Genomic DNA, 21,649 nt, shown 5'->3' with positions numbered 1-21,649 from the left:
CGGAAGTCGAGCGCTAGAGTGTGACACCCGTGTCCGAAGCCGCTGAGACCCCCCAGGCCTCGCTCTCCGCGAGGCTCGAAGAAATCCTCCAGTCCCATCCGGATCCGGCGTTCGCCGGCCGCCTGCGCAAGGTGTACGTCGCCACCGCGCACGCCATCTCCCGGCTGAGCGACCTCGACCTGGTGCGGTACGAAACGCCCGTCGTGGATTCCTCGCCGGACCTCTCCTTGTGGGAAGAGATGGCGCCCGTCATCCGCGACACGGTGATGGACGTCAACGGCCTGCTGAACGTCATCCGGGAAGAGTTCCCCGTGCCGTCCCCGGGCGGCGCGAGCACGCAGGCCCCCGTCGGCATCCTCCAGGAGGCGATGAGCCAGATTGCCCAGGGCATCACCCAACTGGGCGAGGCCATGCGCAACCCGTCGGTGATGAGCGACCGGTGGACGCTGCTGGCGGAAGTGCAGCGCATCCGCGCCCGGTTCCGCGAGCAGATGAGCAACCTGGTGTTCGAGTCGGCGAGCCTCCTGGGCGAGGCAACGCGGGCCCAGGTGGTGCCGGGCTACGCGGCGGAGGTGAAGGCCGCGGTAACGGTCCGCGCCATCACCGCCGACCTGGGCCGCATCCTCACCGCGCGCCTGAAGAAGGTCCGCGATGCGGAGGCGCAGGACGTTCAGTGGAATGCCCAGCAGCTCCAGACGGAAATGGACGCCTTCGGGCGCACGGCCGCCTACCGGAATCTGCGCGCGCAGGACAAGCGGCACATCGTGGAGATGCGCGCCGAGGTCGGCCGCCTGGCCATCCTCCCGAGCCCCTCCCGCGCGGAGTTGGTGACGGTGGTGGAGGCCCTGGACACCTTCGTCCAAGGCCTGTCCGCGGTGAACCAGCGACAGCTGCTCATCATCCATGACCGCGAGGTGTGGGCGTCGTGCGGCGTCCGGCTGGAGCGCGCCATGTCGCTGGTGGGCTCTGACCCCGTGGGTGCGGCCCGGGCCCTGGCCGAGGCGGCCGGCAGCGGCCAGTCCCTCTACGGGCGCGCGACGGAGCTGGACGCCTTCCTGCGCAAGGCGCGCAAACTCCAGGTGGGCCAGCTCTCGCCCGATGAGCTGCGGTCCACCATCGTCACCTTCCAGGGCCTGCTCGCTGGTCTGGACGTGATGTGATGAAGGCGCTCCTGAAGGCGCGAGTCCCGCGCCCGCTTCGCGAGGCCGACCTGTCCCGCGTGGAGGGCGTCTTCACCGACGTGGACGGCACGCTGACCACGGGCCACAAGCTGCGCTCGGACACGGTGCGGGCGCTGGAGCGCCTGGCGTCCGCGGGTCTGCGCGTGGTGCTGGTGAGTGGCCGCCCGGCGGGCTGGGGAGAGGCCTGGGCGCGGCAGCTCCCCGTGGACGGCGTCATCGTGGAGAACGGTGGCCTGTTCTTCCTGAAGGGCGCGCATGGCCGGCTGCGGAAGGTCTACGCGGAGGCGCCGGCGGAGCGGGGGGCGAACCGGCGGCGGCTCCAGTCCGAGGTGGCCCGGGTGCTCAAGCTGGTGCCCGGCGCGCGGCTGTCCATGGACAGCGCGTACACGGAAGTGGACCTGGCGGTGGACTACAACGAGGAGGCCCGCCTGGGGGACGGGGGGGCGGACCGCATCGAGTCCCTGCTGGTGGCGCGAGGCGTGACGGCCGTGCGCTCGTCGATCCACATCAACTGCTGGCTGGGCCGCTTCGACAAGCTGAGCGCCACGCGGCGCTTCGCGCGGACGGCGTGGGGCGAACGGCTGGACCCGCGTGACGGCCGTTATGTATACGCGGGGGATTCTTTCAACGACGCCCCGATGTTCGCCGCCTTTGGACTGGGCGTCGGCGTGGCCAACGTGCGGGCCGTCCTGGACCGCATCGAGGCGCCACCTGCTTTCATCACCCGGGCGCCCGAGGGGCGGGGCTTCGAGGAACTGGCTCGCGCCATCCTGGCCCGGAGGGGCCGCGGCGCGGCCCGTGAGGAGTGACACCGTGAATGTCGTGAAGCTGGAGCTGGCGCGTGGACTGGGGCGCCACCTGCGCGCGGGGCACCCGTGGGTGTTCCGCAAGGCGCTGGAGCACGTGCCGAAGATTCCGGCCGGCAGCGTGGTGGACCTGACGGAGAACGGGAAGTTCGTGGCGCGCGGGTATTACGACCCGCACTCGGCCATCGCCGTGCGGGTGCTCACGCGCGACTCGCGTGACACCGTGGATGCGGGCTTCATCACCCGGCGGGTGCGTCAGGCCCTGGCCGAGCGCACGGCCCTCATCGACCTCACCGACACGGACAGCTACCGCCTGATTCATGGCGAGGGCGACGGCCTGCCGGGCGTGGTGGTGGACCTGTACGCGGGCTGGGCGGTGATGAAGCTGTACTCCGCGGGCCTCACGCCGTACCGGCCGCTCCTCATCGAGGCGCTGAAGGCGGGCGTGCCCGGGCTCAAGGGCATCATCGGCCGTGATGAGGTCGGCCGCGACGACGTCGACGAGGACGAGGGACGCGGCTCCGGGAAGATGCTCTACGGCCACGAGGCCCCAGAGCTGATTCCCATCCGCGAGCGCGGAGCCACCTTCCTGGTGGACGCCTGGAAGGGGCAGAAGACGGGGTTCTTCCTGGATCAGCGGGAGAACCGCTACCTCATCCGGCGGCTGGGCAAGGGCCGCGACGTGCTCAACTGCTTCAGCTTCAGCGGCGGCTTCTCCGTCAACGCGGCGCTGGGCGGGGCCAACAGCGTCTTCTCCGTGGATCAGGACCCGGACGCCATCGCGCTGGCTCGGGAGAACTTCACGCGCAATGGCATTGCCGCGGAGAAGCACGACTTCCTGGCGGCGGACGTCTTCAAGATCATCCAGTCCTTCAAGGACGAGGGCCGTACCTTCGACCTCATCATCCTGGACCCGCCCGCCTTCGCGAAGAGCCAGCGCGCGGTGCAGGCGGCCATTGACGGGTACGCCTCCCTCAACCGGCAGGCACTCGCCATCCTCCGGCCGGGTGGGCTGCTGGCGACGGCGTCGTGCTCGGCGCGCGTGAGCCCAGACGACTTCATGGGCGCGGTGCGCGAGGCGGGGTTCAAGGCGGGCGTTGACCTGGCGCTCGTCGAGGAGCGCTATCAGCCGCCGGACCACCCGGTGCGCTTGCAGTTCCCGGAGGGGAAGTACCTCAAGTTCTACGTGCTGCAGTCCGTGTAGCCCGCCGCGAATCGCGGGTTGAAACGCAAGAGGCCACGAGGTTCATCACCTCGTGGCCTCCGCTGTCTCCCGTTAGGGGAGGGTGACTCAGAAGTTGCCGGCGCGGCCCTCTTCGAACGGGACGCGGTGGTTCAGGTACGTCTCCGTCAGCGAGTGGGCGCCGCTGAACATGCCCTTCTCGGAGAAGTGGTGGACCTGCGCGCCCTTGCCAGCGTCGCGGAACAGGTCGCCCGGCGTCCAGCCCTTGCTGCCCTGGCCGAAGATGACAGGCACGGCGTCCTTGTTGTTGACGTAGTGCACGTAGTTGGGGCCGTCCGGGTAGGTGGTCGCCGCCGCGCCGAAGGTCTCCACGTTGACGCGGCTGAGCAGCTGCTCCACCTGCGCCTTGGACATCCCATCTTCGATGCGCAGCCGGTTGCCGACATCCTTCAGCGCGCGCGAGGTGATGAGGCCGCCGTGGCTGTAGCCCATCAGGTGGATGTCTCGGCCCGCCTTCAGCTCGGAGTAGACGATGTCCGACAGCGAGTCGACCGCGGGGTTCTTGCCCTTGTTCAGCTTGTCCTTCGCGGCCTGGATGACGTCGGCGAGCATTCCGGACGTGGCGTTGTGCACGCCGATGGCGCGCATGCCGGTGCTGTTCGCGAGGGCCTGCAGCTCGCGCGCCTGACCGTCCTTGTTGGTGCTGATGCCGTTGACGTAGACGACCGTCGCCGTGGCGTTCGGGTTGTTCGCCGGAACGAAGGCGGGGACCTGGTTGAGCGGCGTATTCGGTTCGAACGTCTGGCCGCCGGCGCCCACCAGCTTGCCGTCGAAGACCTTGTCCTTGGAGCCCGCGGGCGCGGTGAAGACGCCACCCACCGCGCGCGTCTGCGCGGAGCGGCTGTCGAAGCCATCCACCACGACGCCCCGCTGAGCGGCGCCACCCGTCACGGGAGGCTGCACGGTGTTGGTGGCGGTCGAGCCACTTCCACGAACGCGGTCGGCGGTGCTCAGGGAGGTCTGCGCGATGCTGTTCCGTCCGCGCTGGATGGTGGTCATGGGGTGGGGGCTCCTGCGGAATCTGGGGGTGTTTCCCCATTGTCCTCGAATCCAGCAGGAAGTTTCCGGTTGGAGAAGATTCGATGTGAAATCGTGTGTGGGTTCTTGTCGGATGGTGCGTGTGCGCGGCCGCGCGAGGGGGGAGGGGTTTATGGTGGGGCATGGTCCAGAAAGGTCAGTTCCTCGAACGCGCGACGCTGGTGCCGGTGGGGTCGGAGGTCATGGAAGGCACCACGCACCGGGGAAGCCGGGCGCCGCCGCTGCTCGTGATTCCGCCCCGGCCGGACGAAGGGGGCGGCATGGACCACGTCATCGCGGCGGAGCTCGTCTGGGCGGCGGCGAACGCGGGTTTTCCGACGCTGCGGTTCAATCACCGGGGCGTGGGGGCCAGCCAGGGCAAGCGGGGGCGGGACCTGGAGCTGCTGGCGGACGCGGAGGCCGCCATGCAGATGCTGCTGGAGAACGCGGGGGCCAACGCGCTGGCGGTGGCGTCACTCCACGGGGGCGCGCAGGTGGCCCTGGCGCTCCAGGCGAAGCACCCCGCCGTGGGAGGCCTGTGTCTGGTGGCCCCGGCCCTGGTGGCGCCGGAAGTCCTGTCCCGGGTGACGTGCCCGCTCCTGGTGGTACAGGGGGAGGAGGACACCCGGCTGCCGCGGGCCGCCGTCTCCGCCGCTGTCGCTCGGACGGGAGGCGATTTAGAGGTCATCGACGATGCCGGGCCTACCTTCCAGCGGAACCTTCCTCAGGTCGGCCGAGCTGTCGCGGCCTGGCTGCGGCGGCTCTCCGGCGGATGACCGTCGTATCGCAAACCATCGTACTTCTTCACGTTTCTCCTCCTTGCCACCCTTGCACGCAGGGAGAGGGGACATCCAGACTGTCGGTGCAGACCCAATCGTTGTGACGTTCGTTCGTAGGGGTCTTCCAGACGCGTGTTTCGTTTCTCAAGGAGTGGCCTGATGCGGAAGGTGCGATGGACCCTGGGTGGCGCGGCGCTGGCCCTGACGCTGACGGCCGCCTGTGCGTCCGCTTCTCGTGAGCAGGACACGCCTCCCCCCGCGAACCTGCGGGCGCTCGATGCGCGGGACGTGGTGGCGGGCGCCATCGTCGTGGACTTCAAGGACGGCACGACGAAGGCGGAGTTCGACGCCTGGGAGGCCGACTGGGGCGTCGACCTGGAGCTCAACTCCGTGGAGAGCGCCGACGAGGCCCTCACGGTGGCGGTGGGCGTGGACGACGTGGACGGGGTGCTCGAGCGCATCCGCCAGCACCCGGCCGTGGAGGCCGCCGAGCCGATGATGGAGGTCCGCGCCAGTTTCACGCCGAACGACCCGCACTTCGCGCAGCAGTGGAACCTGCGGATGATCGACATGCCCAAGGCCTGGGAGCGCAACCGGGGCAAGGGCGTGGTGGTGGCGGTGCTGGACACCGGCATTGCGTACGAGGACCATGGCGACTTCAAGCAGGCGCCGGACCTCCAGGGCGTGAAGTTCGTGAAGGGCTTCGACTTCGTCAACGACGACGCGCACGCCAACGACGACCACGGGCACGGCACGCACGTGGCGGGCACCATCGCCCAGGCCACCAACAATGGCGAAGGCGTGGCGGGAGTGGCCTTCGAGGCGACGCTGATGCCCGTCAAGGTGCTCAACCACTTCGGTGGCGGGAACACGGCGGACATCGCGGACGCCATCCGCTTCGCGGCGGACAAGGGTGCGAACGTCATCAACCTGTCCCTGGGCGGCGGGGCGTACTCGCAGGTGATGGCCAGCGCGGTGGAGTACGCGCGCAAGAAGGGCGTCACCGTGGTGGCCGCGGCCGGCAATGGCGGGCGTGCGACGGTGGAGTTCCCCGCGGCGTACCCGGGCGCGGTGGCGGTGTCGGCCGTGGGGCCGGACGGTGTGCTGGCGCCGTACTCCTCCTACGGCAAGGAGTTGGACATCGCCGCGCCGGGCGGTGACAAGCGCCGGGGCGACCAGGGGGGCATCCTCCAGAACACCCTCGACCCGCGCGACGTCTCGCGCTTCGTCTACGCGTCCTACCAGGGCACCAGCATGGCCACGCCGCACGTCGCGGCGGTGGCGGCGATGCTCTACGCGGCCGGCGCCAAGGGACCGGACGAGGTGGAGCAGGCCCTCTACGCGGGCGCGAAGAAGTCTGCGGACCAGGCGTGGAGCGAGCAGTACGGCCACGGCCTGCTCAACGCCGAGGCGTCGCTCGCGTCGCTGCGCGGCGGCGGCTTGGCGCAGTGGCCGCCGCTGTACTGGGCGCTGGCGCTGCTGGCGTTCGTGCTGCTGACGCTGCGAGGCCGTGCGCGGCCGGGCTACCTCAACGTGCTGGTGCGGCCCGCCTTCCTCATCCCGTTGTTGCTCTCGACGGTGGGCGCCTTCTTCCTGCGCGGCTGGTTCGGGGGCGCTGAGGGGGCCGCGGGAGACGTGGTGCAGGTGGCGTCGCTGCCCCTGCCGGACTGGGAGCGCATCATCTTCGGCCGGGGCCGGACGGTGAACCCGCTGTTCTACAGCGCGCTCATCCCGCTGCTCCTGTCGCTGCCCGCCATCAAGTGGCGGGGGCTGCGGTCGGCCATGGGGGGCCTGGCGCTCGGCTTCGCGGGCTTCCTGGCCTACACGGCCTGGGCCGGAGCGCCGGCGTTGGCGTGGCTGCCCTTCGCGTTCCTCGCCAAGCCCTGGCTGGGCTTCAACACCGTCATCTGCCTCGTCATCGCCCGCGCGATGCTCCAGAAGGAGGACGCATGAAGCTCACGGGCCGCGTCGTCTTCCGTGACATCGAAACGGGCGTCTGGGTGCTGGAGGGAGACGACGGCACCACGTACCAGCTCGCTGGCGGGGACCGGAAGCTGAAGAAGGACGGTCAGCGCATCGAAGCCGAAGGCCGCGTGGACGGGGACACACTCACCAGCGCCATGGTGGGTCCCATCTTCCACGTCAGCACGTACCGCTTCGTCTGAAGCGGCATGGCGCGGGTCAGGGCTTCAGCCCTGGCCCGGTTTGGATGCGGTGCGCGCGAATCTGCCGCTCCCGCTCCTCGTAGTAGGCCTCCATGGGCAGCTCCCCTCGCCGCGCCGAGGCGCGGAGCGCGCTCAGCGCCTTGCGCTCCGCATGCAGCGCGGGGGCCTGGGGGGACTCCAGCGTCGGCAGCGGGTGCTGCGCGTCGTAGAAGTTGAGGGCCAACCCTCGCGAGTCCACGGCCACCAGCAGACCCAGTGACACCGTGGCCCCCACCACCCAGGGAAGCATCAGTCGCACCAGGGAAGGCGTGGGGCCGGGCTCCTTGGCTTCCTCGTCGCTGGCGCGTGCGCCGGGACCCCAGACGCCAGGCTGCCGCCGCGCGTAGGTGAGCAGGGCGCTCACGCCCGCCCAGCCCGCCGCGGCGAGCACGAGCACCAGGCGGGGGTCTGTCGCTTCAGACGTCGCTTCGGAGGCATCCGTGCCCAGTGCCTTGGCGGACAGGAAGAGCACCGAGGACACCAGGTTGTTGGCCGCGTGGGCGCCAATGGCGGGCCACAGCGAGCCGGTCCGCAGGTAGAGCCACCCGAAGAGCAGGCCCAGCTCCGTGCGAGCCAGGAAGCCCACCGGGTCCAGGTGGAAGGCGCTGAACACCACGGCGGAGATGATCAGGGGCGCGGTGGTGGGCGCGGGTGCCGGTGGGGTGAGGCCTCGCTGGAAGATGCCGCGGAAGAAGAACTCCTCGCAGAAGGGCGCGGCCACCGACACACCCGTGAGGATGATGGCCAGCTCCAGCGGCGTCTGATCCGCGAACAGCTTCGAGCTGTCGAACATCCGCGTCAGCCACTCCGGCGCCACCGACTGGGCCAGGAACTGGATGGGAACCACCAGCGCGAAGAAGTTCGCCACCCCCAGGAGGAAGCCGAAGACGGTGGCCGCTCGCGGGGTCGGCCGCAGCCCCGTGTAGAGGACAGGGCGCCAGCCCGCGTTGCGCAGCATCACCCAGCCCAGGCCCAGGAACACGACCAGCTCGGTGAACCAGATGCCGAAGGCTGGGTTCGCGAGCTGGACGGTGCCGCCCACGAGGATGAATGCGCCGAGTGCAAACGCGGCGCTCACCACCGCGAGCCATTTGGGGCTCGTGCTCAAGCGGGTGCCAGAGGGCGGCCCTGGTGGAGGGGGCGCAACATCGCTGGGGGGGGCGTCTTCCAACGGGCTTTCTCCTATTCCTCTCGTGTTCGAACCTTGATGTCCTTCAGCCTGGCTCGAACCGTGCGGAGGCGGGCGCGGACGGGGCCAAGGAGGGCCGCTCAGCCGCGCTTCAGGTACCCACGGATGTCGTCCACGAGCTGTGTGCGGGCCTGCTGCTCGGTGGCGGCGGGGCCCAGCGTCAGCTTCTTGTCGGCCTCGATGAGCAGCTTCTGGTCCAGGAGGAACGCCACCGCGTTCTCCAGCGTCACCTTGGCCAGGGACTCGGAGGCGGTGATGCGGCCGGCGTGGTACTCCGCGCGGCCCGTTTCCAGGGCCATCTTCACGAAGGACTTCCGGTCCTCCGCGGCGCCGGTGGCCACGTCCTGGAGCGTCAGGGCCGCCAACAGGTAGGCCTCCAGGTAGTCGCGCAGCATGTCGGCCAGGAACTCCAGGTCCGGACGCGCGTGGGCCTCGGGGGCCACGCGGAGCGTCTCGTTCTCCTCGAGCACCAGGCCCATGCGCTCCAGCCGCTCCACCGTCTCCGCGAAGATGGAGTCGAACGTGGTGCCCACCCGGTAGATGAACTCCACCTTGAAGAGGCGGGACAGGAACAGCGCGCGCTCCTTCACGGTGTCGTAGGGCGCGGGGCTGCCGCTGGCCAGCATGGCGTTGGCCACGAGGCTCCGGGAGGCCACCAGGTTCATCAGCGTGTTCTTGTAGAAGGACAGCTCCGGGCGGCGTGCCTCCTCCACCTGGTAGATGACCTCGCCGCGCGCTTCCTGGGTGCGCACCATCTCGTCGGAGATGAACGTGCGCATGGCGTCCTGGATGGGGCCCATCGTCTCCGGGTTGCTGGGGGCGTTGCGCATCTCCACCGACTGCGGCGAGCCCTCCTCCACGGCGATGCGGCGCAGGATGTTGATGCGGTCCGCCATCTCCCGCTGCGTCAGGCCGCGGCGCCGGTGCGAGAGCAGGGCGGTGCTGACCAGCGCGTGCGGCGTCACCGTGGACACCTTGCTGATGCCGTACATCACCCGGTTGCCCAGCGCGCGGACGAGCCCCTTCTTCTGCTCGTCCGACACCGGTTCGTCCGGGTTGATGCCACGCGCCTGCATGAACGCGCGCAGGGAGATGGGCTCATCGAAGCCCAGGTGGATGCGGCCGTACCGCGCCGCCAGCACCTTGGGCGTGCTCAAGAGCGCCTTGAGGTCCTCGGGCTTCTTCTCTCCGCCAGCCAGCTCCTTCGAGTAGCTGCTGGACTCGACGACCTTCTCGTAGTCGATGGCCACCGGCACGAAGATGAGGTCATCGCGCGCGCCCTCCAGCACGGACTCCACCTGCCAGGTGAACATGCCCAGCTTGGGCAACAGCAGCTTGCCCGTGCGCGAACGGCCGCCTTCCGGGAAGAACTCCTGGTGGATGCCGTCGTGCACCAGCTTGCGCACGTAGGCCTTGAAGGACGCGGCGTAGACCTTGTCGCCCTTGAAGGAGCGCCGGAGGAAGAACGCGCCACAGCGGCGGAAGAACGTGCCCAGGGGCCAGAAGGAGAGGTTGGCGCCCGCGGCCACCAGGGGCACCGCGTAGCCCCGGTTCCACAGCACCCAGCTCATCACCAGGTAGTCGACATGGCTCTTGTGGCTGGGGCACAGGACGATGGGCGCGTGGCTCGCGGCCTTGAGCGCGCGGTGGAGGCCGGCCTCGTCCACGTGCATGCCGTCGTAGATGCGGTTGAACACCCACTCCAGCACGGGGGAGGTGAATGCCAGCGCGGTGGGGCTGGGCTTGGCGGCGATGGCCTCCAGGTTGCGGCGAGCCTCGCGCAGGACGCTCTCCGGCTTGCGCCCGGATTCCGCCGCGCACTCCTCCACCACCTTGCGCAGGGACCTGTCGCGCAGCGTCTCCTCGATGACGCGCGAGGCGGGCTTCACCGGCGGACCGAACACGGCCCGCGTTTCGCGCGCGAGGTGGACGTGGAGACTGCTACGCGCCTTGCGGGCGAGCAGTTCGTCCGAGTCGCGAGGGTTCTCCGCGACGAAGCGCTGCAGGTCGATGGGCTCGCCCACGCGGAACTGCGCGCGCTTGTAGTTGCGGAAGAAGGCCAGCATCGAGTGCAGGAATCCCGGTGCCTCGGGGCTGCCGAACACCACGTCCACCCAGTTGGGCTTCAGGCGCGCGGGGCGCTTCTCCCAGACGAACAACTCCGGCACCAGGTACACGGGCTTGTCGGACTGGCGGGCCATGGCCACCAGGGCGGGGAAGGGGTCCTCGCGCGTCTCCTTCCCTGACGGACGGAGCAGGGCGGTGCGGCGCAGGAAGACCAGACCGCTGCCCCCCGTCTGCCGGGCGTGCTCGAAGCGCTGCGTGAAGTCACCGCTCTGTTTCGCCTGTCGCCAGGGTCTGGTGAACCATGGCCGCAGGTTCACCACGGCGCGCACGGGCGGCAGCGCCCGGCGCACCATGGCCCACGTCAGGTAGAGGAAGTTCACCCAGGCGGTGGTGCGCATGACGTGCACCACGAAGCCCTTGGCGTGCAGATTCCGGAGCTCTGTTTCCGCTTCCGGCGGGAAGTGCACGCTCTCCAGGTAGCGCGTTCCCAGCGCCCGGCCCATGGGGCCGAATTCGTCCTTCAGTGTGGACGTCCCCTGATTCGCAGTCGGTGACAGCGCGGTCTCCAAGAATGCTCCCGGCTACATGTTGTCGGGCGTGGGAATGCCCAGCAGCGTCAGTCCCGCGGCCAGAGTAACCCGGGCGGCGTCGATGAGGGCGAGTCGCGCGGAACGCAGCGCGTCATTGCCTTCGACGTTGATGCGCTTGTCGCGCTCCTGGTTGCCCAGCGTGTAGTAGCGGCTGAGCGCCGAGGCCACGTCGAGCAGCAGTCTCGCCACGAGGCTGGGCTCGTACTGCTCCGCCGCGTCACGGACCACCTCGGGCAGGCGCATGATTTCGCGCAGCAGGGCCTGCTCCTCGGGGAGCGTCAGCAGGGCCGCGTCGTAGCTGGCCGGCGCGCCACCGCCCTTGCGCAGCACGTTGACGGCGCGCGCGTGGGCGTACTGGAGATAGGGGCCGGTGTGGCCCTCGAAGCTGAGCACCTCGTCCCAGTCGAAGGTGTAGTCGCTGGCGCGCTTGTGCTTGAGGTCGCCGAAGGCAATGGCGCCCAGGGCGATCTGCTCGGAGAGGGCGTCCGCGTCATCCGTCTGGATGCGGCCGGCCTCCACGTTCTCCCGCACCTTGACGGAGACGCGCTCGCGCGCCTCGTCCAGCACGTCGTTGAGCTGAACCACCTGGCCCTTGCGCGTGCTCATGCCGTGGATGCGGCCGAACGCGACATGGACGGCGCGGTCCGCCCAGGGCAGGTCCATCTCCTTCAGCGTGCGGAACACCTGCCGGAAGTGCAGCGCCTGGTCCTGCGCGACGACGTAGAGCGACTTGTCGAACTGGAAGCGCTCGTACCGGTCTTGGGCGGCGGCCAGGTCACGCGTGGCGTACAGCGTGCTGCCGTCGTTCTTCTTCAGCAGGATGGGCGGCTCGTTCTCCGCGTAGGGCAGGTCGACGATGAGCGCGCCCTGCGACTCCTTCACGCCGGGCTTCTTCGCAATCTGGTCGATGACCGCGTCCATCTTCCCCTGGTAGCGGCTCTCTCCCTCGATGTGCTCGAACTCGATGCCCATCCGCGCGTAGATCTTCTTGAAGCCCTTGATGCTGGTGTCCCGGAACTGGTTCCAGAGTTTGAGGGCCTCGGCGTCACCGGCCTCCATGCGGCGGAAGAAGGCGCGGGCCTTCTCGTCGAACTCGGGCTCGGCCTCGGCGCGCTTGTTGGCCTTGACGTACACCTCCACCAGGTGGCCCATGTCGTCGATGCGGGCCGGGTCGCCGTACTCCTGGAAGCCCACGGCCACCAGGCCGAACTGTTTGCCCCAGTCGCCCAGGTAGTTGATGCCTTCCACCCGCCAGCCCAGCGCCCGGTAGATGTTGGCGATGCAGTGGCCGAGGAACGTCGTGCGGATGTGGTGGAAGCCAATGGGCTTGGCGATGTTCGGCGACGAGTAGTCGATGGCCACCGTCTTGCCGCGGCCCGCGTCCTCGTCACCGCCGTAGCGGATGCCCGCGCCTCGCGCGGCGTCGATGACCTCCGCCGTGAAGGGCAGGGTGGGGAAGCGCGCGTTGACGTACGGACCCACGGCCTTGATTTCCAGCCCGGGGACGCTGAGCGACTGCGCCAGCCCGGCGGCGATGGCGGGCGGGGCCTTCTTCTGGGCCTTGGCGAGAGGGAAGGTGGCGAAGCTGAGGTCGCCGTGCGCCGGCTCGGCGGGCTTGACCTGGGCTTCGATGTCGGCGGCCGGCACGCCCAGGGCAGTGGCAAGAGCCTGGGCGAAGGCGGCGCGGTAACGGGAGTAGACGGATGTGCTCATGGGACCGCGGGGATACTAGACAAACCGAGGTGGCTTCCGGCCACCTCTTGTTCGCGCCCGCGGCGAATCCCCCAATCAAGGCACGGCGGGGGCTCGCCGGCTGGGCCGGACCACCGCGGAGACGGTGTCCAGCAGCTTGGGCAGGTTGAGGGGCTTTTCGAAGAAGCCGTCGATGCGCTCCAGCCCCTGGCCCGAGGTGAGTGACGCCACCTCGGTGGCTCCGGAGATGATGTACACGACGATGTCCGCCAGCGACTCGTTGCCACGGATGTAGCGGAGCACCGACTGCCCATCTTCCTCGCTCAGCCGCAGGTCGAGCAGGACCATGGCTGGCCGGATGTGGGAGAGAATGGACCGTGCCTCGGATGCGCCCGACGTGGCCATCACCCGGTAGCCCTCCTGCTCCAGCACCTGCTGGAGCACCTCGCGGCAGTCGGCGTCGTCCTCCACCAGCAGGATGCCGCCGCTCTTGGGCGCCGCCTGGGTCATCTCCGGCGCGCTGACGGCGCCGGCGAACATCGGGAGCACCATCTGGAACGTGCTGCCCTCGCCCAGGACGCTGGCGCTCTCCATGCGTCCGCCGTGGAGGGCGACAATCTTCCCCACCAGGGGCAACCCGAGCCCCGCACCGGGCGGCCGGGGCATGCCCGGGGTGGCGCGGTAGAAGGCGTCGAAAACGTGCTCCAGGGCCTCGCTGGACATGCCCGGACCGCTGTCCTTCACGGTCAGCATCGCCAGGCCGTCCTCGGCGGAGACGCGCACTTCGACGGTGTCGTCCGCCTCGCTGTGGTGGATGCCGTTCTCCACGAGGTTGTGGATGGCCTCGGCGATGCGCTCGCGGTCGCCGCGGACGAACACCTCGGGGCAGGGGGGAATCACCACGCGCACCTTGCAGTGCTCCGCGAGCGCCCCCAGTGAGCGCACCACTTCCTCCGCCACGGCCTTGAGGCCGAAGGGACGCTGATTGAGCTGCATCTTCCCGGACTGGAGCCGGGACATGAGCAGCAGGTCGTTCACCATGCGCAGCATCCGGTCCGAGTTCCGGTCGCAGATCTGCACCGCGCGGCGCTGGGCATCCGTGAGGGGCCCCAGCTTCTCGCGGCCCATCATCGCCAGGTAGGACTTGATGGTGGTGAGGGGGTTCTTCAAGTCATGGGAGACGTTGCCCAGCAGCTCCTCGCGGTTCTGCTCCAGGCTCTTGAGGCCAGCGATGGCCGTCTGCAGGTCCTTGTTGCGGCGGGCGCTGTCGTCACGCAGGCGAGCCACCTCGTAGGCGGCGGTGAGCTGCGCGGCCAGTGACTGCAACAGCGTGTCGGACGGCTCGCGCCGGGAGCCCAGCACCACCAGGACGCCGCCAACGCCCTGCGGGCCCTCGAGTGGCACGGCGACCGTGTCCCCATCACGCAGCAGCGCCTTCTGGGAGAAGGCCCGGCCCACCACGCCCTCACCGGGGACGGCGGCGGTGACGCGGTCGTCGTAGCGGCCTCGCACGTGCTCGACGTGGAGCTGCTCCCGGGATGGGAAGTAGCGCGCCACGTAGCAGACCTTCGGCTTGAGGAGCGTGTGGATGGTCTGCAGGTGGGAGCGGAGCGCTTCGGTGGGCCCCGCGTTGTCCGTCAGGTGCCGAGACATCTCCAGCAGGGCGCGGTGAGCAACATCCGCATCCACCGAGGGGAGCGGCTTCGCGGGCCGCTTCGGAGTCTTCTTGGCCGCCTTCGCAACCGGACGCAACGGTACGACTTCCGCCAGCGTCCCCTTCTTCTTTGAGCGCACGGGGTGAATCCTTGCTCAAGTTCCGCGCGCATGTGAACGGCCTCTGCCTTCCGAGGCCTTCCGGAGGACAGTGGCCGTGTCGGCTGGCCGACAGCCAGGGCTCAGGCCCGGCGCTGGATGCGCTGGTCGTTGCCCAGGGCGTAGGGCTCCACCAGCAGCGGCTGCACCTTCTCCTGGTAGCCCTCCACGGAGAAGCCACCTTCCGCCAGCGCGCTGAGTACGGACGTCTGCACCCGGCGAGCCGTCTCGTCAGCGGTGAGCAGCTTCAGCATGGGCTCGCGCGCCGGCTCGTACTTGAAGACGCCCAGCGCCTTGAGCGCGGCGATCTTCACGTCGTCCGACATGTCCTCCAGGAAGGGCACCACCGCGGGGGGGATGCGGGGGTCCTGGCTGCTGGCGACGTGGTGCAGCAGCACCACCTTCTTCTCCGGGTTGCGCGTGTAGTGGGCGGACAGGTGCTGGAGCGCGTTCACGCAGGCGGTGATGGTCTCCTCTTCGGAGGTCAGCTCACCGAGCAGCCGCAGGGCCCACGAGGCGGCCTGCTCGCTGGTGCGCAGGAACTCCAGGATGGGCGGTACGGCCACCTCCTTGCCGAAGCTCTTCACCAGCTCGAACGTGTGCTCCTTCTCATCCGCGTCCGTGGTGAGCGGGTCCACGGTGAGGGTGAAGCGGCTGAGCAGCACGGACACAGCCTCGGGGACCTTCATCTCCCCCAGTTGCTGGATGGCCTTCTGCCGGGTCGCGGGGTCGCCGTACTTCTGGGTGACCTTGGGCTTGAGCTTGAGGGCTTTCTCGGGGCCCGATCCGCCCGTGAAGATGTCTAAGAGGCCCATGTGCGCGTGTGCTCCGTATGGTTCGGCGGCGTGAGAAGGTGGGGCGCAGTCCGTCTATGACGGTGCGACGCCCAGGACAAGAGGCAAGAGGCTAGAGCGTCAGCTCGCGGCGAACGTCGCCCTGGTAGGCCCGGGCGAGCGCCTCGGCGGCGGCCCGAGCCTCGGCGGTTGTTTCCTCGGGAACCTTCACCTGGAGGTGGAGGTACAGGTCGCCCTGCGCTCCGCCCTTGAGCGAGGGAACGCCGCGCCCCTTCAGCCGCATGCGGCGGCCGGATTGGGAGTGGGGGAGCACCTTCACGGTGACTTCCCCCTGGAACGTGGGGACGCGCACGTCGGCGCCCAGCAGGGCCTCGGAGACCGTCACGGGAAGATCGAGGTGCAGGTCGTCGCCTTCGCGACGCACGAGGGGATGTTCGGCCACCTCGGTCTCGATATAGAGGTCACCTGGGGGGCCGCCTCGTGTCCCCGCCGCGCCCTGGCCGGAGAGCCGCACCTTCGAGCCGGTGTGCACGCCCGCGGGAATCTTCACCGTCAGCCGGGCCAGCTCCTCCTTGACACCCGAGCCCCCGCACTGGGGGCAGGGCGGCGCGGCCTTGCCCGTTCCATGGCAGTTGGGGCACGCGCCCGCGCCACCGAACAGGCTCCCGGAACGCCGGGAGCGGCCGGTGCCGTTGCAAACGTTGCAGGTGGACACCGGTCCTGATGTCCCCCGGCCACTGCACGTGGAGCACCGGCCTGGACGGTTGAAGGCCAGGGGGCGCTCGGTGCCGGAGACGGCTTCGGCCAGGGTGAGCTGGACGCGGACCGTCAGGTCCTCTCCACGCTCAGGCCCGGCGTTGCGAGCCCGACGCCCGAACATCTCGCCAATGTCGAAGCCCCCAGGGGCGCCGCCCGCAGCGCCACCGCCACGGCCTCCGAACAGGTCGCCGAAGAGGTCACCCAGGTCGAAGCCTTCGGCGCCATAGGGAATGCCCCCGGCACCGGCGCTCCCGGCCGAGGCTTTGTAGGCCCGATAGGCCTCCGCCTTCTTTTCGTCGAAGCCAATCTTCTCGGCGTCCGGGCCGAACTCGTCGTAGAGCTTGCGCTTCCGGGTGTCTGAAAGCACCTCGAACGCCGCGCTCACCTGCTTGAACTTCTCCTCGGCGGCCTTGTTGCCCGGGTTGACGTCCGGGTGGTACTTGCGCGCCAGCTTGCGGTACGCCTTCTTGACGTCCTCCGCTGAGGCCGACCGATCGACGCCGAGGGTCTGGTAGTAGTCGTCCGCCATTTGTTCCCGCCGTGGTGTACCCGATTCAACGTAACCAGCCGGTAGGCACGCGCCAGCAAGGACTGTCCGGACCGTGCGAGATGTATAAAGTCGCCGGAGGATGAGGGAGCCCATGTCACCGCCTCGCTGGCTCGGCGCGGATACCCTGTGGCTTGCGGGCTGGCTCTCGCTGGCGCCAGCCGTGGGGACTGCGGCCACCCCGCCGGCCACCGTGGAGGGCCGGGTCGCGGACCGGGTGGTGGCCATCATCGAGGGCCAGGTGCTCACCCTGAGCGAGCTGCGCTTCGAGGCCCGGGTCGCGCTCCTCCAGCGAGGCGGCGTGCAGGCCCTGGAGCTCCCGCTCGACGAGGACACGCTCCGGGGGGCCCTGGAGCTCATCATCAACCAGCGGGTCCAGGTCCTGAATGCGGACCGGCTGCAGGCCTTCCCTGCCGAGCCCGCGGAGGTCCAGGCGCGGGTGGACGCATTCCAGGCGCTGCTGGGAGGGGAGGCGGCGTTGAAGCGGTTCCTGTCCCGCCATGACGTGGACGTGCAGGGGCTGGAGCGGGTGTTGGCGCGGGGGCTTCGGGCCGAGCGCATCCTGGACAGCCGCATCCGGCTCCGGGCGCAGGTGGGTGAGACCGAGGTCCGCCGCCACTTCGAGCAGAACGCGGACGAATATCCGCAAGGCTACGAGGCGGCGCGCGCCTCCATCCGGGAGAAGCTGGTTCGGGAGCGGTATGGGGCGCTGGCGGCGGAAGAGCTGGCGCAGGTGCGGGCCTCGGCGCAGGTGCGCCGCGTGGCCCCCTTTGCCCGGGAGGCAAGTCGATGAGGCGGATGCGCGAGGAGCCGGCGCCCGAGGCCCGGCACGGCTACATCATCCGGCAGATGACGGCGGAGGATCTGTCCGCGGTCATGCTGCTGGAGCAGGCCTCGTTCAAGAATCCCTGGTCCCAGGACCTGCTCAAGCGCGAGCTTCAGCACGAATGGTCCACCATCCTCCTGGTGGAGGAGGAGCGGGAGGCGGACGGGCCGGAGCTGCTGGGCCTGGCCATCTTCTGGATCGTCCATGACGAGGTGCACGTGCTGAACGTGGCCACCGCGCCCAAGCACCGGCGCCGGGGCGTGGCGCGCGCCGTCATGGACGAGGTCCTGGCGCGGGGGAGGGCCAAGCGCTGCACCCTGGCCACCCTGGAGGTGCGCAAGAGCAACGAGGCCGCGCTCCAGCTCTACCGGGCCTTCGGTTTCCGCCCCGTCGGCATCCGGCCGAACTACTACGTCGACGAGGGTGAGGACGCCGTCGTGATGGTCCTCGACTTCTAACCGCACGCGGAGTAGAGGACCGCCCCGTCGTAGACCAGCCGTGCGCGGAAGCGCCGAGGCGGGGAATGGGACCTGGGGCCCTGGCCGGTTGTAGGCAAGGGACAGGCCGTGCTTGACACGGATAGGCCCCTTCCTATACTCGCGCGCCTTTCCGTTGTCTTGTAGGTAGATATGCGCCGCCTGGTGTCTCTGGCGGCGACGAACCCGAAGAAGAGGTATCAGTGCCGACCATTAGCCAGCTGGTCCGCAAGGGCCGCGAGAAGCTCGTCGTCAAGGGCAAGAGCCCCGCGCTCAAGGAGTCCCCTCAGAAGCGTGGCGTCTGCACGCGCGTGTACACCACGACCCCGAAGAAGCCGAACTCGGCCCTCCGCAAGGTGGCCCGTGTTCGTCTGACGAACGGGATCGAGGTCACGTCCTACATCCCCGGCGTGGGTCACAACCTCCAGGAGCACTCGGTGGTGATGATTCGCGGTGGCCGTGTGAAGGACCTCCCGGGCGTCCGCTACCACATCGTCCGTGGAACGCTGGACTCCGTGGGTGTCGCGGGTCGCAAGCAGAGCCGCTCCAAGTACGGCGCGAAGCGTCCGAGCTGATCGCTCGTCACGCGGATCACCTTCTGTAGCGCAGAGTCCGGACGCATCGCCCCGCACCCTGGGGAGCGTCCTTGTGAAGTTCCTCCTGCAGTACTTGAAGCCCCGTGGATTTCTCCCAATGGGAGTGGGGCGTAAGGGAAGAGAGAAGAGATGCCTCGCCGTCGCGTAGTCGCCAAGCGCAAGATTCTTCCGGATCCGAAGTTCCAGGACCGGCTCGTCACCAAGTTCGTCAACGACCTGATGCGGAAGGGCAAGAAGTCCATCGCGGAAGGCGTTTGCTACGGTGCCTTCGCCCTCATCGAGGAGCGCGCGAAGGAAGATCCCCTCAAGACCTTCAAGAAGGCCCTCGACAACGTCAAGCCGGTGCTCGAGGTCAAGAGCCGCCGCGTCGGTGGCGCCACCTACCAGGTGCCTGTCGAGGTCCGCCAGGACCGCCGCGTGGCGCTCGGCATGCGTTGGATCATCACCTACTCCAAGGCGCGTGGTGAGAAGACCATGCAGGAGAAGCTGGCCGGTGAGATCATGGACGCCGCCAACAACCGCGGCAACGCGGTGAAGAAGCGTGAAGACACGCACAAGATGGCGGAGGCCAACAAGGCCTTCGCTCACTACCGCTGGTAGGCCCTCGAGGCTTCGCGGTTACCGCCCGGGTGCAGAGGATGCATCCGGGCGGTTTTGTTAGATGAAGCAGGTTCTCTGAATCCGTCCGGCCGGCAGGTGTCGAGGCCTCGGGCCCGCCCTTCCTCCCTGGAGAGGTATTGAGTCATGGCCCGTGAGTACCCCCTCGATCGCTACCGCAACATCGGCATCATGGCGCACATCGATGCCGGCAAGACGACGACCACGGAGCGCATTCTCTTCTACACCGGCGCCATCCACCGGATGGGCGAGGTGCACGAAGGCAACACCACCACCGACTGGATGGTACAGGAGCGTGAGCGCGGCATCACGATCACGTCCGCCGCCATCTCCGCCTTCTGGGCCCGGCACGACCAGCGCTACCGCGTCAACATCATCGACACGCCGGGACACGTGGACTTCACCATCGAGGTGGAGCGCAGCCTGCGCGTGCTGGACGGCGCCATCACGGTGTTCGACGCCGTGAACGGCGTGGAGCCGCAGTCGGAGACGGTGTGGCGCCAGGCGGACAAGTACAAGGTCCCCCGCATCTGCTTCATCAACAAGATGGACCGGGTGGGCGCCGACTTCGAGATGTCCGTGGGCACCATCCGCGAGAAGCTGGGCGCGCGTGCGGTCCGCATGCAGCTGCCGCTGGGCGCGGAGGACAAGCACCGCGGCGTCATCGACCTGCTGAAGATGAAGGCCCTGGTGTTCCAGGACTCGGAGCAGGGCAGCCACTACGAAGAGACGGACATCCCCGAGGAGTTCAAGGAGGCGGCGGACGCTGCCCGCGCCGAGCTGCTGGAGGCCGCGGCCGAGCAGGATGACGCGCTGACGGAGAAGTTCCTCGAGGGCGTGGAGCTGACCGAGGACGAGGTGCGTGGCGCCATCCGCAAGGGGTGCCTGGGCTTGAAGCTGTTCCCGGTGTTCTGCGGTTCGGCCTTCCGGCACAAGGGCGTGCAGCCGCTGCTGGACGCGGTGGTGGACTACCTGCCCAGCCCGCTGGAGGTGCCGCCCATCCACGGCAAGACGCCCAACGGTGAGGACGCCGTGCGCGAGACGCGGGACGACGCGCCCTTCAGCGCGCTGGCGTTCAAGATCATGAACGACCCCGCGTTCCAGTCCCAGACGCTGACCTTTCTCCGCGTGTACTCCGGCAAGCTGGAGGCGGGCTCCGCGGTGTGGAACTCGGTGAAGGGCAAGCGCGAGCGCATCAGCCGGCTCGTGCAGATGCGCGCGGACAAGAAGGACGAAATCACCGAGTGCTATGCCGGTGATATCTGCGCCGTGGTGGGCCTGAAGCTGGCCGGCACGGGCGACACGCTCTGCGACGACAAGCAGCCCATCATCCTGGAGCGGATGGATTTCCCCGAGCCGGTCATCGACATCGCCATCGAGCCGAAGTCGACGGCGGACCAGGACAAGATCCTCCAGTCGCTGCAGCGCCTGGCCATGGAGGACCCGTCCTTCCGCGTGAGGACCAACGAGGAGACGGGGCAGACGCTCATCGCCGGCATGGGCGAACTCCACCTGGAAATCATCGTCGACCGCCTCCTGCGTGAGTTCAAGGTCGACGCGAACATCGGCAAGCCCCAGGTGGCCTACCGCGAGACCGTCACCACGCAGGTGGAGATGGAAGGGAAGTACATCCGCCAGACGGGTGGCCGAGGCCAGTACGGCCATATCTGGCTGCGCGTGGCCCCCAATGAGCCGGGGAAGGGATTCTCCTTCGAGAACAAGGTCACCGGCGGCGTGGTCTCCAAGGAGTTCGTCGACGCGGTGAAGGCAGGGTGCGCCGAGGCCATGCAGAACGGCCCGGTGGCCGGCTACCCCATGGTGGACGTGAAGGTGGAGGCCTTCGACGGCTCCATGCACGACGTGGACTCCAGCGAGATGGCGTTCAAGATCGCCGGCTCGCTGGCCTTCAAGGACGCCGTGCGCACGGCCACGCCCGTGCTCCTCGAGCCCATCATGAACTGCGAAATCGTCACGCCCGATGACTTCATGGGCGACGTCATCGGCGACCTGAACGGGCGGCGCGGGAAGGTGCAGGGGATGACCCCCCGGCCCGGTCGTGTGCAGGCCATCCAGGCGCAGGTGCCCCTGGCGGCCATGTTCGGCTACTCGACCGACCTGCGCAGCCGCAGTCAGGGAAGGGCGACCTACACCATGCAGTTCAGTCACTACGCGCCCGCGCCCAAGACGGCGCTCAACCGCTGAGTGGCTTCGGCCTGGCCGTGGACCGGTCGGGCGATTTCAGTTGACGTTGTGGCAGGTTTGGAGCAGGACGCAGCACCTTCGCAGTTGTTTTCCGCGAGTCGAGACGTGCCGGGCTTTGGACCGGCAACCCCGTGAGGAGAGGCCATGGCCAAGGAAAAGTTCGAGCGTAACAAGCCCCACGTGAACATCGGCACGATCGGACACGTGGACCACGGCAAGACGTCGCTGACGGCCGCCATCACCAAGGTGCT

Annotated in this window: 19 protein-coding genes; 12 read left to right on the top strand and 7 right to left on the bottom strand. The window is 68.7% G+C overall.

The window, feature by feature from the left end; genetic code table 11:
• Nucleotides 1-20: 20 nt before the first annotated feature.
• Genes BLU09_RS33940 through BLU09_RS33930 form a run of 3 tightly spaced genes read left to right on the top strand, consistent with a single transcriptional unit; the run spans nucleotide 21 to nucleotide 3,191 of the window.
• Entirely contained in the window at nucleotides 21-1,160 is a 1,140-nt protein-coding gene (locus BLU09_RS33940; RefSeq protein WP_090495021.1) for a hypothetical protein, read from the top strand.
• Nucleotides 1,160-1,990: an HAD-IIB family hydrolase gene (locus BLU09_RS33935; RefSeq protein WP_186817895.1), complete on the top strand. Its 831-nt coding sequence runs from the start codon at nucleotides 1,160-1,162 to the stop codon at nucleotides 1,988-1,990. Before BLU09_RS33940 ends, BLU09_RS33935 begins: the two co-directional genes overlap by 1 nt.
• A gap of 4 nt (nucleotides 1,991-1,994) precedes the next feature.
• Nucleotides 1,995-3,191 carry a class I SAM-dependent rRNA methyltransferase gene (locus BLU09_RS33930; RefSeq protein ID WP_090495014.1) on the top strand — a complete coding sequence of 399 codons (1,197 nt, stop codon included), beginning with the start codon at nucleotides 1,995-1,997 and terminating at the stop codon, nucleotides 3,189-3,191.
• An 87-nt stretch (nucleotides 3,192-3,278) separates the two neighbouring features.
• Here the strand turns inward: BLU09_RS33930 and BLU09_RS33925 are convergent, their stop codons facing one another.
• A complete protein-coding gene (locus tag BLU09_RS33925) occupies nucleotides 3,279-4,229 on the bottom strand; it encodes a hypothetical protein (protein WP_090495012.1) in 951 nt (316 codons plus the stop codon).
• A gap of 161 nt (nucleotides 4,230-4,390) precedes the next feature.
• Here BLU09_RS33925 and BLU09_RS33920 point away from each other — a divergent pair, with 161 nt between their 5' ends.
• From BLU09_RS33920 to BLU09_RS33910, 3 genes are all read left to right on the top strand, one after another.
• Entirely contained in the window at nucleotides 4,391-5,023 is a 633-nt protein-coding gene (locus BLU09_RS33920) for an alpha/beta hydrolase (RefSeq protein WP_090495009.1), read from the top strand.
• Nucleotides 5,024-5,185: 162 nt separating this feature from the next.
• The gene (locus BLU09_RS33915; protein WP_090495006.1) at nucleotides 5,186-6,979 is read left to right on the top strand and encodes a S8 family serine peptidase; all 1,794 of its coding nucleotides are present in this window, start codon (nucleotides 5,186-5,188) and stop codon (nucleotides 6,977-6,979) included.
• Nucleotides 6,976-7,191, top strand: a complete 216-nt coding sequence (locus BLU09_RS33910) for a DUF5818 domain-containing protein (RefSeq protein WP_011553331.1) — start codon at nucleotides 6,976-6,978, stop codon at nucleotides 7,189-7,191. Before BLU09_RS33915 ends, BLU09_RS33910 begins: the two co-directional genes overlap by 4 nt.
• 16 nt (nucleotides 7,192-7,207) lie before the next feature.
• Here the strand turns inward: BLU09_RS33910 and BLU09_RS33905 are convergent, their stop codons facing one another.
• From BLU09_RS33905 to BLU09_RS33880, 6 genes are all read right to left on the bottom strand, one after another.
• Nucleotides 7,208-8,401 carry a type II CAAX endopeptidase family protein gene (locus BLU09_RS33905; RefSeq protein WP_279627383.1) on the bottom strand — a complete coding sequence of 398 codons (1,194 nt, stop codon included), beginning with the start codon at nucleotides 8,399-8,401 and terminating at the stop codon, nucleotides 7,208-7,210.
• A gap of 98 nt (nucleotides 8,402-8,499) precedes the next feature.
• The gene (locus BLU09_RS33900; protein ID WP_090495000.1) at nucleotides 8,500-11,055 is read right to left on the bottom strand and encodes a 1-acyl-sn-glycerol-3-phosphate acyltransferase; all 2,556 of its coding nucleotides are present in this window, start codon (nucleotides 11,053-11,055) and stop codon (nucleotides 8,500-8,502) included.
• Nucleotides 11,056-11,067: 12 nt separating this feature from the next.
• Entirely contained in the window at nucleotides 11,068-12,789 is a 1,722-nt protein-coding gene (gene argS, locus BLU09_RS33895) for an arginine--tRNA ligase (protein ID WP_090494998.1), read from the bottom strand.
• Nucleotides 12,790-12,864: 75 nt separating this feature from the next.
• A complete protein-coding gene (locus BLU09_RS33890) occupies nucleotides 12,865-14,562 on the bottom strand; it encodes an ATP-binding response regulator (protein ID WP_090494996.1) in 1,698 nt (565 codons plus the stop codon).
• Between the two features lie 101 nt (nucleotides 14,563-14,663).
• Nucleotides 14,664-15,395 (bottom strand): HEAT repeat domain-containing protein, encoded by a 732-nt coding sequence (locus BLU09_RS33885; protein WP_090494994.1) that lies wholly within the window; start codon nucleotides 15,393-15,395, stop codon nucleotides 14,664-14,666.
• Nucleotides 15,396-15,486: 91 nt separating this feature from the next.
• Nucleotides 15,487-16,662 carry a DnaJ C-terminal domain-containing protein gene (locus BLU09_RS33880; protein ID WP_090494993.1) on the bottom strand — a complete coding sequence of 392 codons (1,176 nt, stop codon included), beginning with the start codon at nucleotides 16,660-16,662 and terminating at the stop codon, nucleotides 15,487-15,489.
• A gap of 112 nt (nucleotides 16,663-16,774) precedes the next feature.
• Here BLU09_RS33880 and BLU09_RS33875 point away from each other — a divergent pair, with 112 nt between their 5' ends.
• The 6 genes from BLU09_RS33875 to BLU09_RS33850 all read left to right on the top strand — a co-directional run.
• Complete coding sequence (locus tag BLU09_RS33875) at nucleotides 16,775-17,473, top strand: hypothetical protein (protein ID WP_244172271.1); 699 nt, start codon at nucleotides 16,775-16,777, stop codon at nucleotides 17,471-17,473.
• Entirely contained in the window at nucleotides 17,470-17,964 is a 495-nt protein-coding gene (rimI, locus tag BLU09_RS33870; RefSeq protein ID WP_090494991.1) for a ribosomal protein S18-alanine N-acetyltransferase, read from the top strand. Before BLU09_RS33875 ends, rimI begins: the two co-directional genes overlap by 4 nt.
• A gap of 221 nt (nucleotides 17,965-18,185) precedes the next feature.
• Nucleotides 18,186-18,557 (top strand): 30S ribosomal protein S12, encoded by a 372-nt coding sequence (rpsL, locus tag BLU09_RS33865; protein WP_002637381.1) that lies wholly within the window; start codon nucleotides 18,186-18,188, stop codon nucleotides 18,555-18,557.
• 150 nt (nucleotides 18,558-18,707) lie between these two features.
• Nucleotides 18,708-19,178 (top strand): 30S ribosomal protein S7, encoded by a 471-nt coding sequence (gene rpsG, locus BLU09_RS33860; RefSeq protein ID WP_011553340.1) that lies wholly within the window; start codon nucleotides 18,708-18,710, stop codon nucleotides 19,176-19,178.
• A gap of 144 nt (nucleotides 19,179-19,322) precedes the next feature.
• The gene (gene fusA, locus BLU09_RS33855; protein ID WP_090494990.1) at nucleotides 19,323-21,398 is read left to right on the top strand and encodes an elongation factor G; all 2,076 of its coding nucleotides are present in this window, start codon (nucleotides 19,323-19,325) and stop codon (nucleotides 21,396-21,398) included.
• Between the two features lie 144 nt (nucleotides 21,399-21,542).
• Nucleotides 21,543-21,649, top strand: a 107-nt coding sequence (locus BLU09_RS33850) for a GTP-binding protein (protein ID WP_208610780.1), incomplete at its 3' end; no start/stop codon positions are given.

It is taken from the genome of Myxococcus virescens, from assembly GCF_900101905.1.
GTDB classification, from domain to species: domain Bacteria; phylum Myxococcota; class Myxococcia; order Myxococcales; family Myxococcaceae; genus Myxococcus; species Myxococcus virescens.
This window is presented reverse-complemented; position numbering and strand designations above follow the sequence as displayed.

Excerpts from the sequence above, each read along its gene's own strand:
- argS (WP_090494998.1), bottom strand. The coding sequence starts at position 12,789 with ATGAGCACATCCGTCTACTCCCGTTACCGCGCCGCCTTCGCCCAGGCT.
- BLU09_RS33910 (WP_011553331.1), top strand. The coding sequence starts at position 6,976 with ATGAAGCTCACGGGCCGCGTCGTCTTCCGTGACATCGAAACGGGCGTC.
- BLU09_RS33885 (WP_090494994.1), bottom strand. The coding sequence starts at position 15,395 with ATGGGCCTCTTAGACATCTTCACGGGCGGATCGGGCCCCGAGAAAGCC.
- rimI (WP_090494991.1), top strand. The coding sequence starts at position 17,470 with ATGAGGCGGATGCGCGAGGAGCCGGCGCCCGAGGCCCGGCACGGCTAC.
- fusA (WP_090494990.1), top strand. The coding sequence starts at position 19,323 with ATGGCCCGTGAGTACCCCCTCGATCGCTACCGCAACATCGGCATCATG.
- BLU09_RS33920 (WP_090495009.1), top strand. The coding sequence starts at position 4,391 with ATGGTCCAGAAAGGTCAGTTCCTCGAACGCGCGACGCTGGTGCCGGTG.
- BLU09_RS33880 (WP_090494993.1), bottom strand. The coding sequence starts at position 16,662 with ATGGCGGACGACTACTACCAGACCCTCGGCGTCGATCGGTCGGCCTCA.
- BLU09_RS33935 (WP_186817895.1), top strand. The coding sequence starts at position 1,160 with ATGAAGGCGCTCCTGAAGGCGCGAGTCCCGCGCCCGCTTCGCGAGGCC.
- BLU09_RS33915 (WP_090495006.1), top strand. The coding sequence starts at position 5,186 with ATGCGGAAGGTGCGATGGACCCTGGGTGGCGCGGCGCTGGCCCTGACG.
- rpsG (WP_011553340.1), top strand. The coding sequence starts at position 18,708 with ATGCCTCGCCGTCGCGTAGTCGCCAAGCGCAAGATTCTTCCGGATCCG.
- BLU09_RS33925 (WP_090495012.1), bottom strand. The coding sequence starts at position 4,229 with ATGACCACCATCCAGCGCGGACGGAACAGCATCGCGCAGACCTCCCTG.
- BLU09_RS33875 (WP_244172271.1), top strand. The coding sequence starts at position 16,775 with ATGTCACCGCCTCGCTGGCTCGGCGCGGATACCCTGTGGCTTGCGGGC.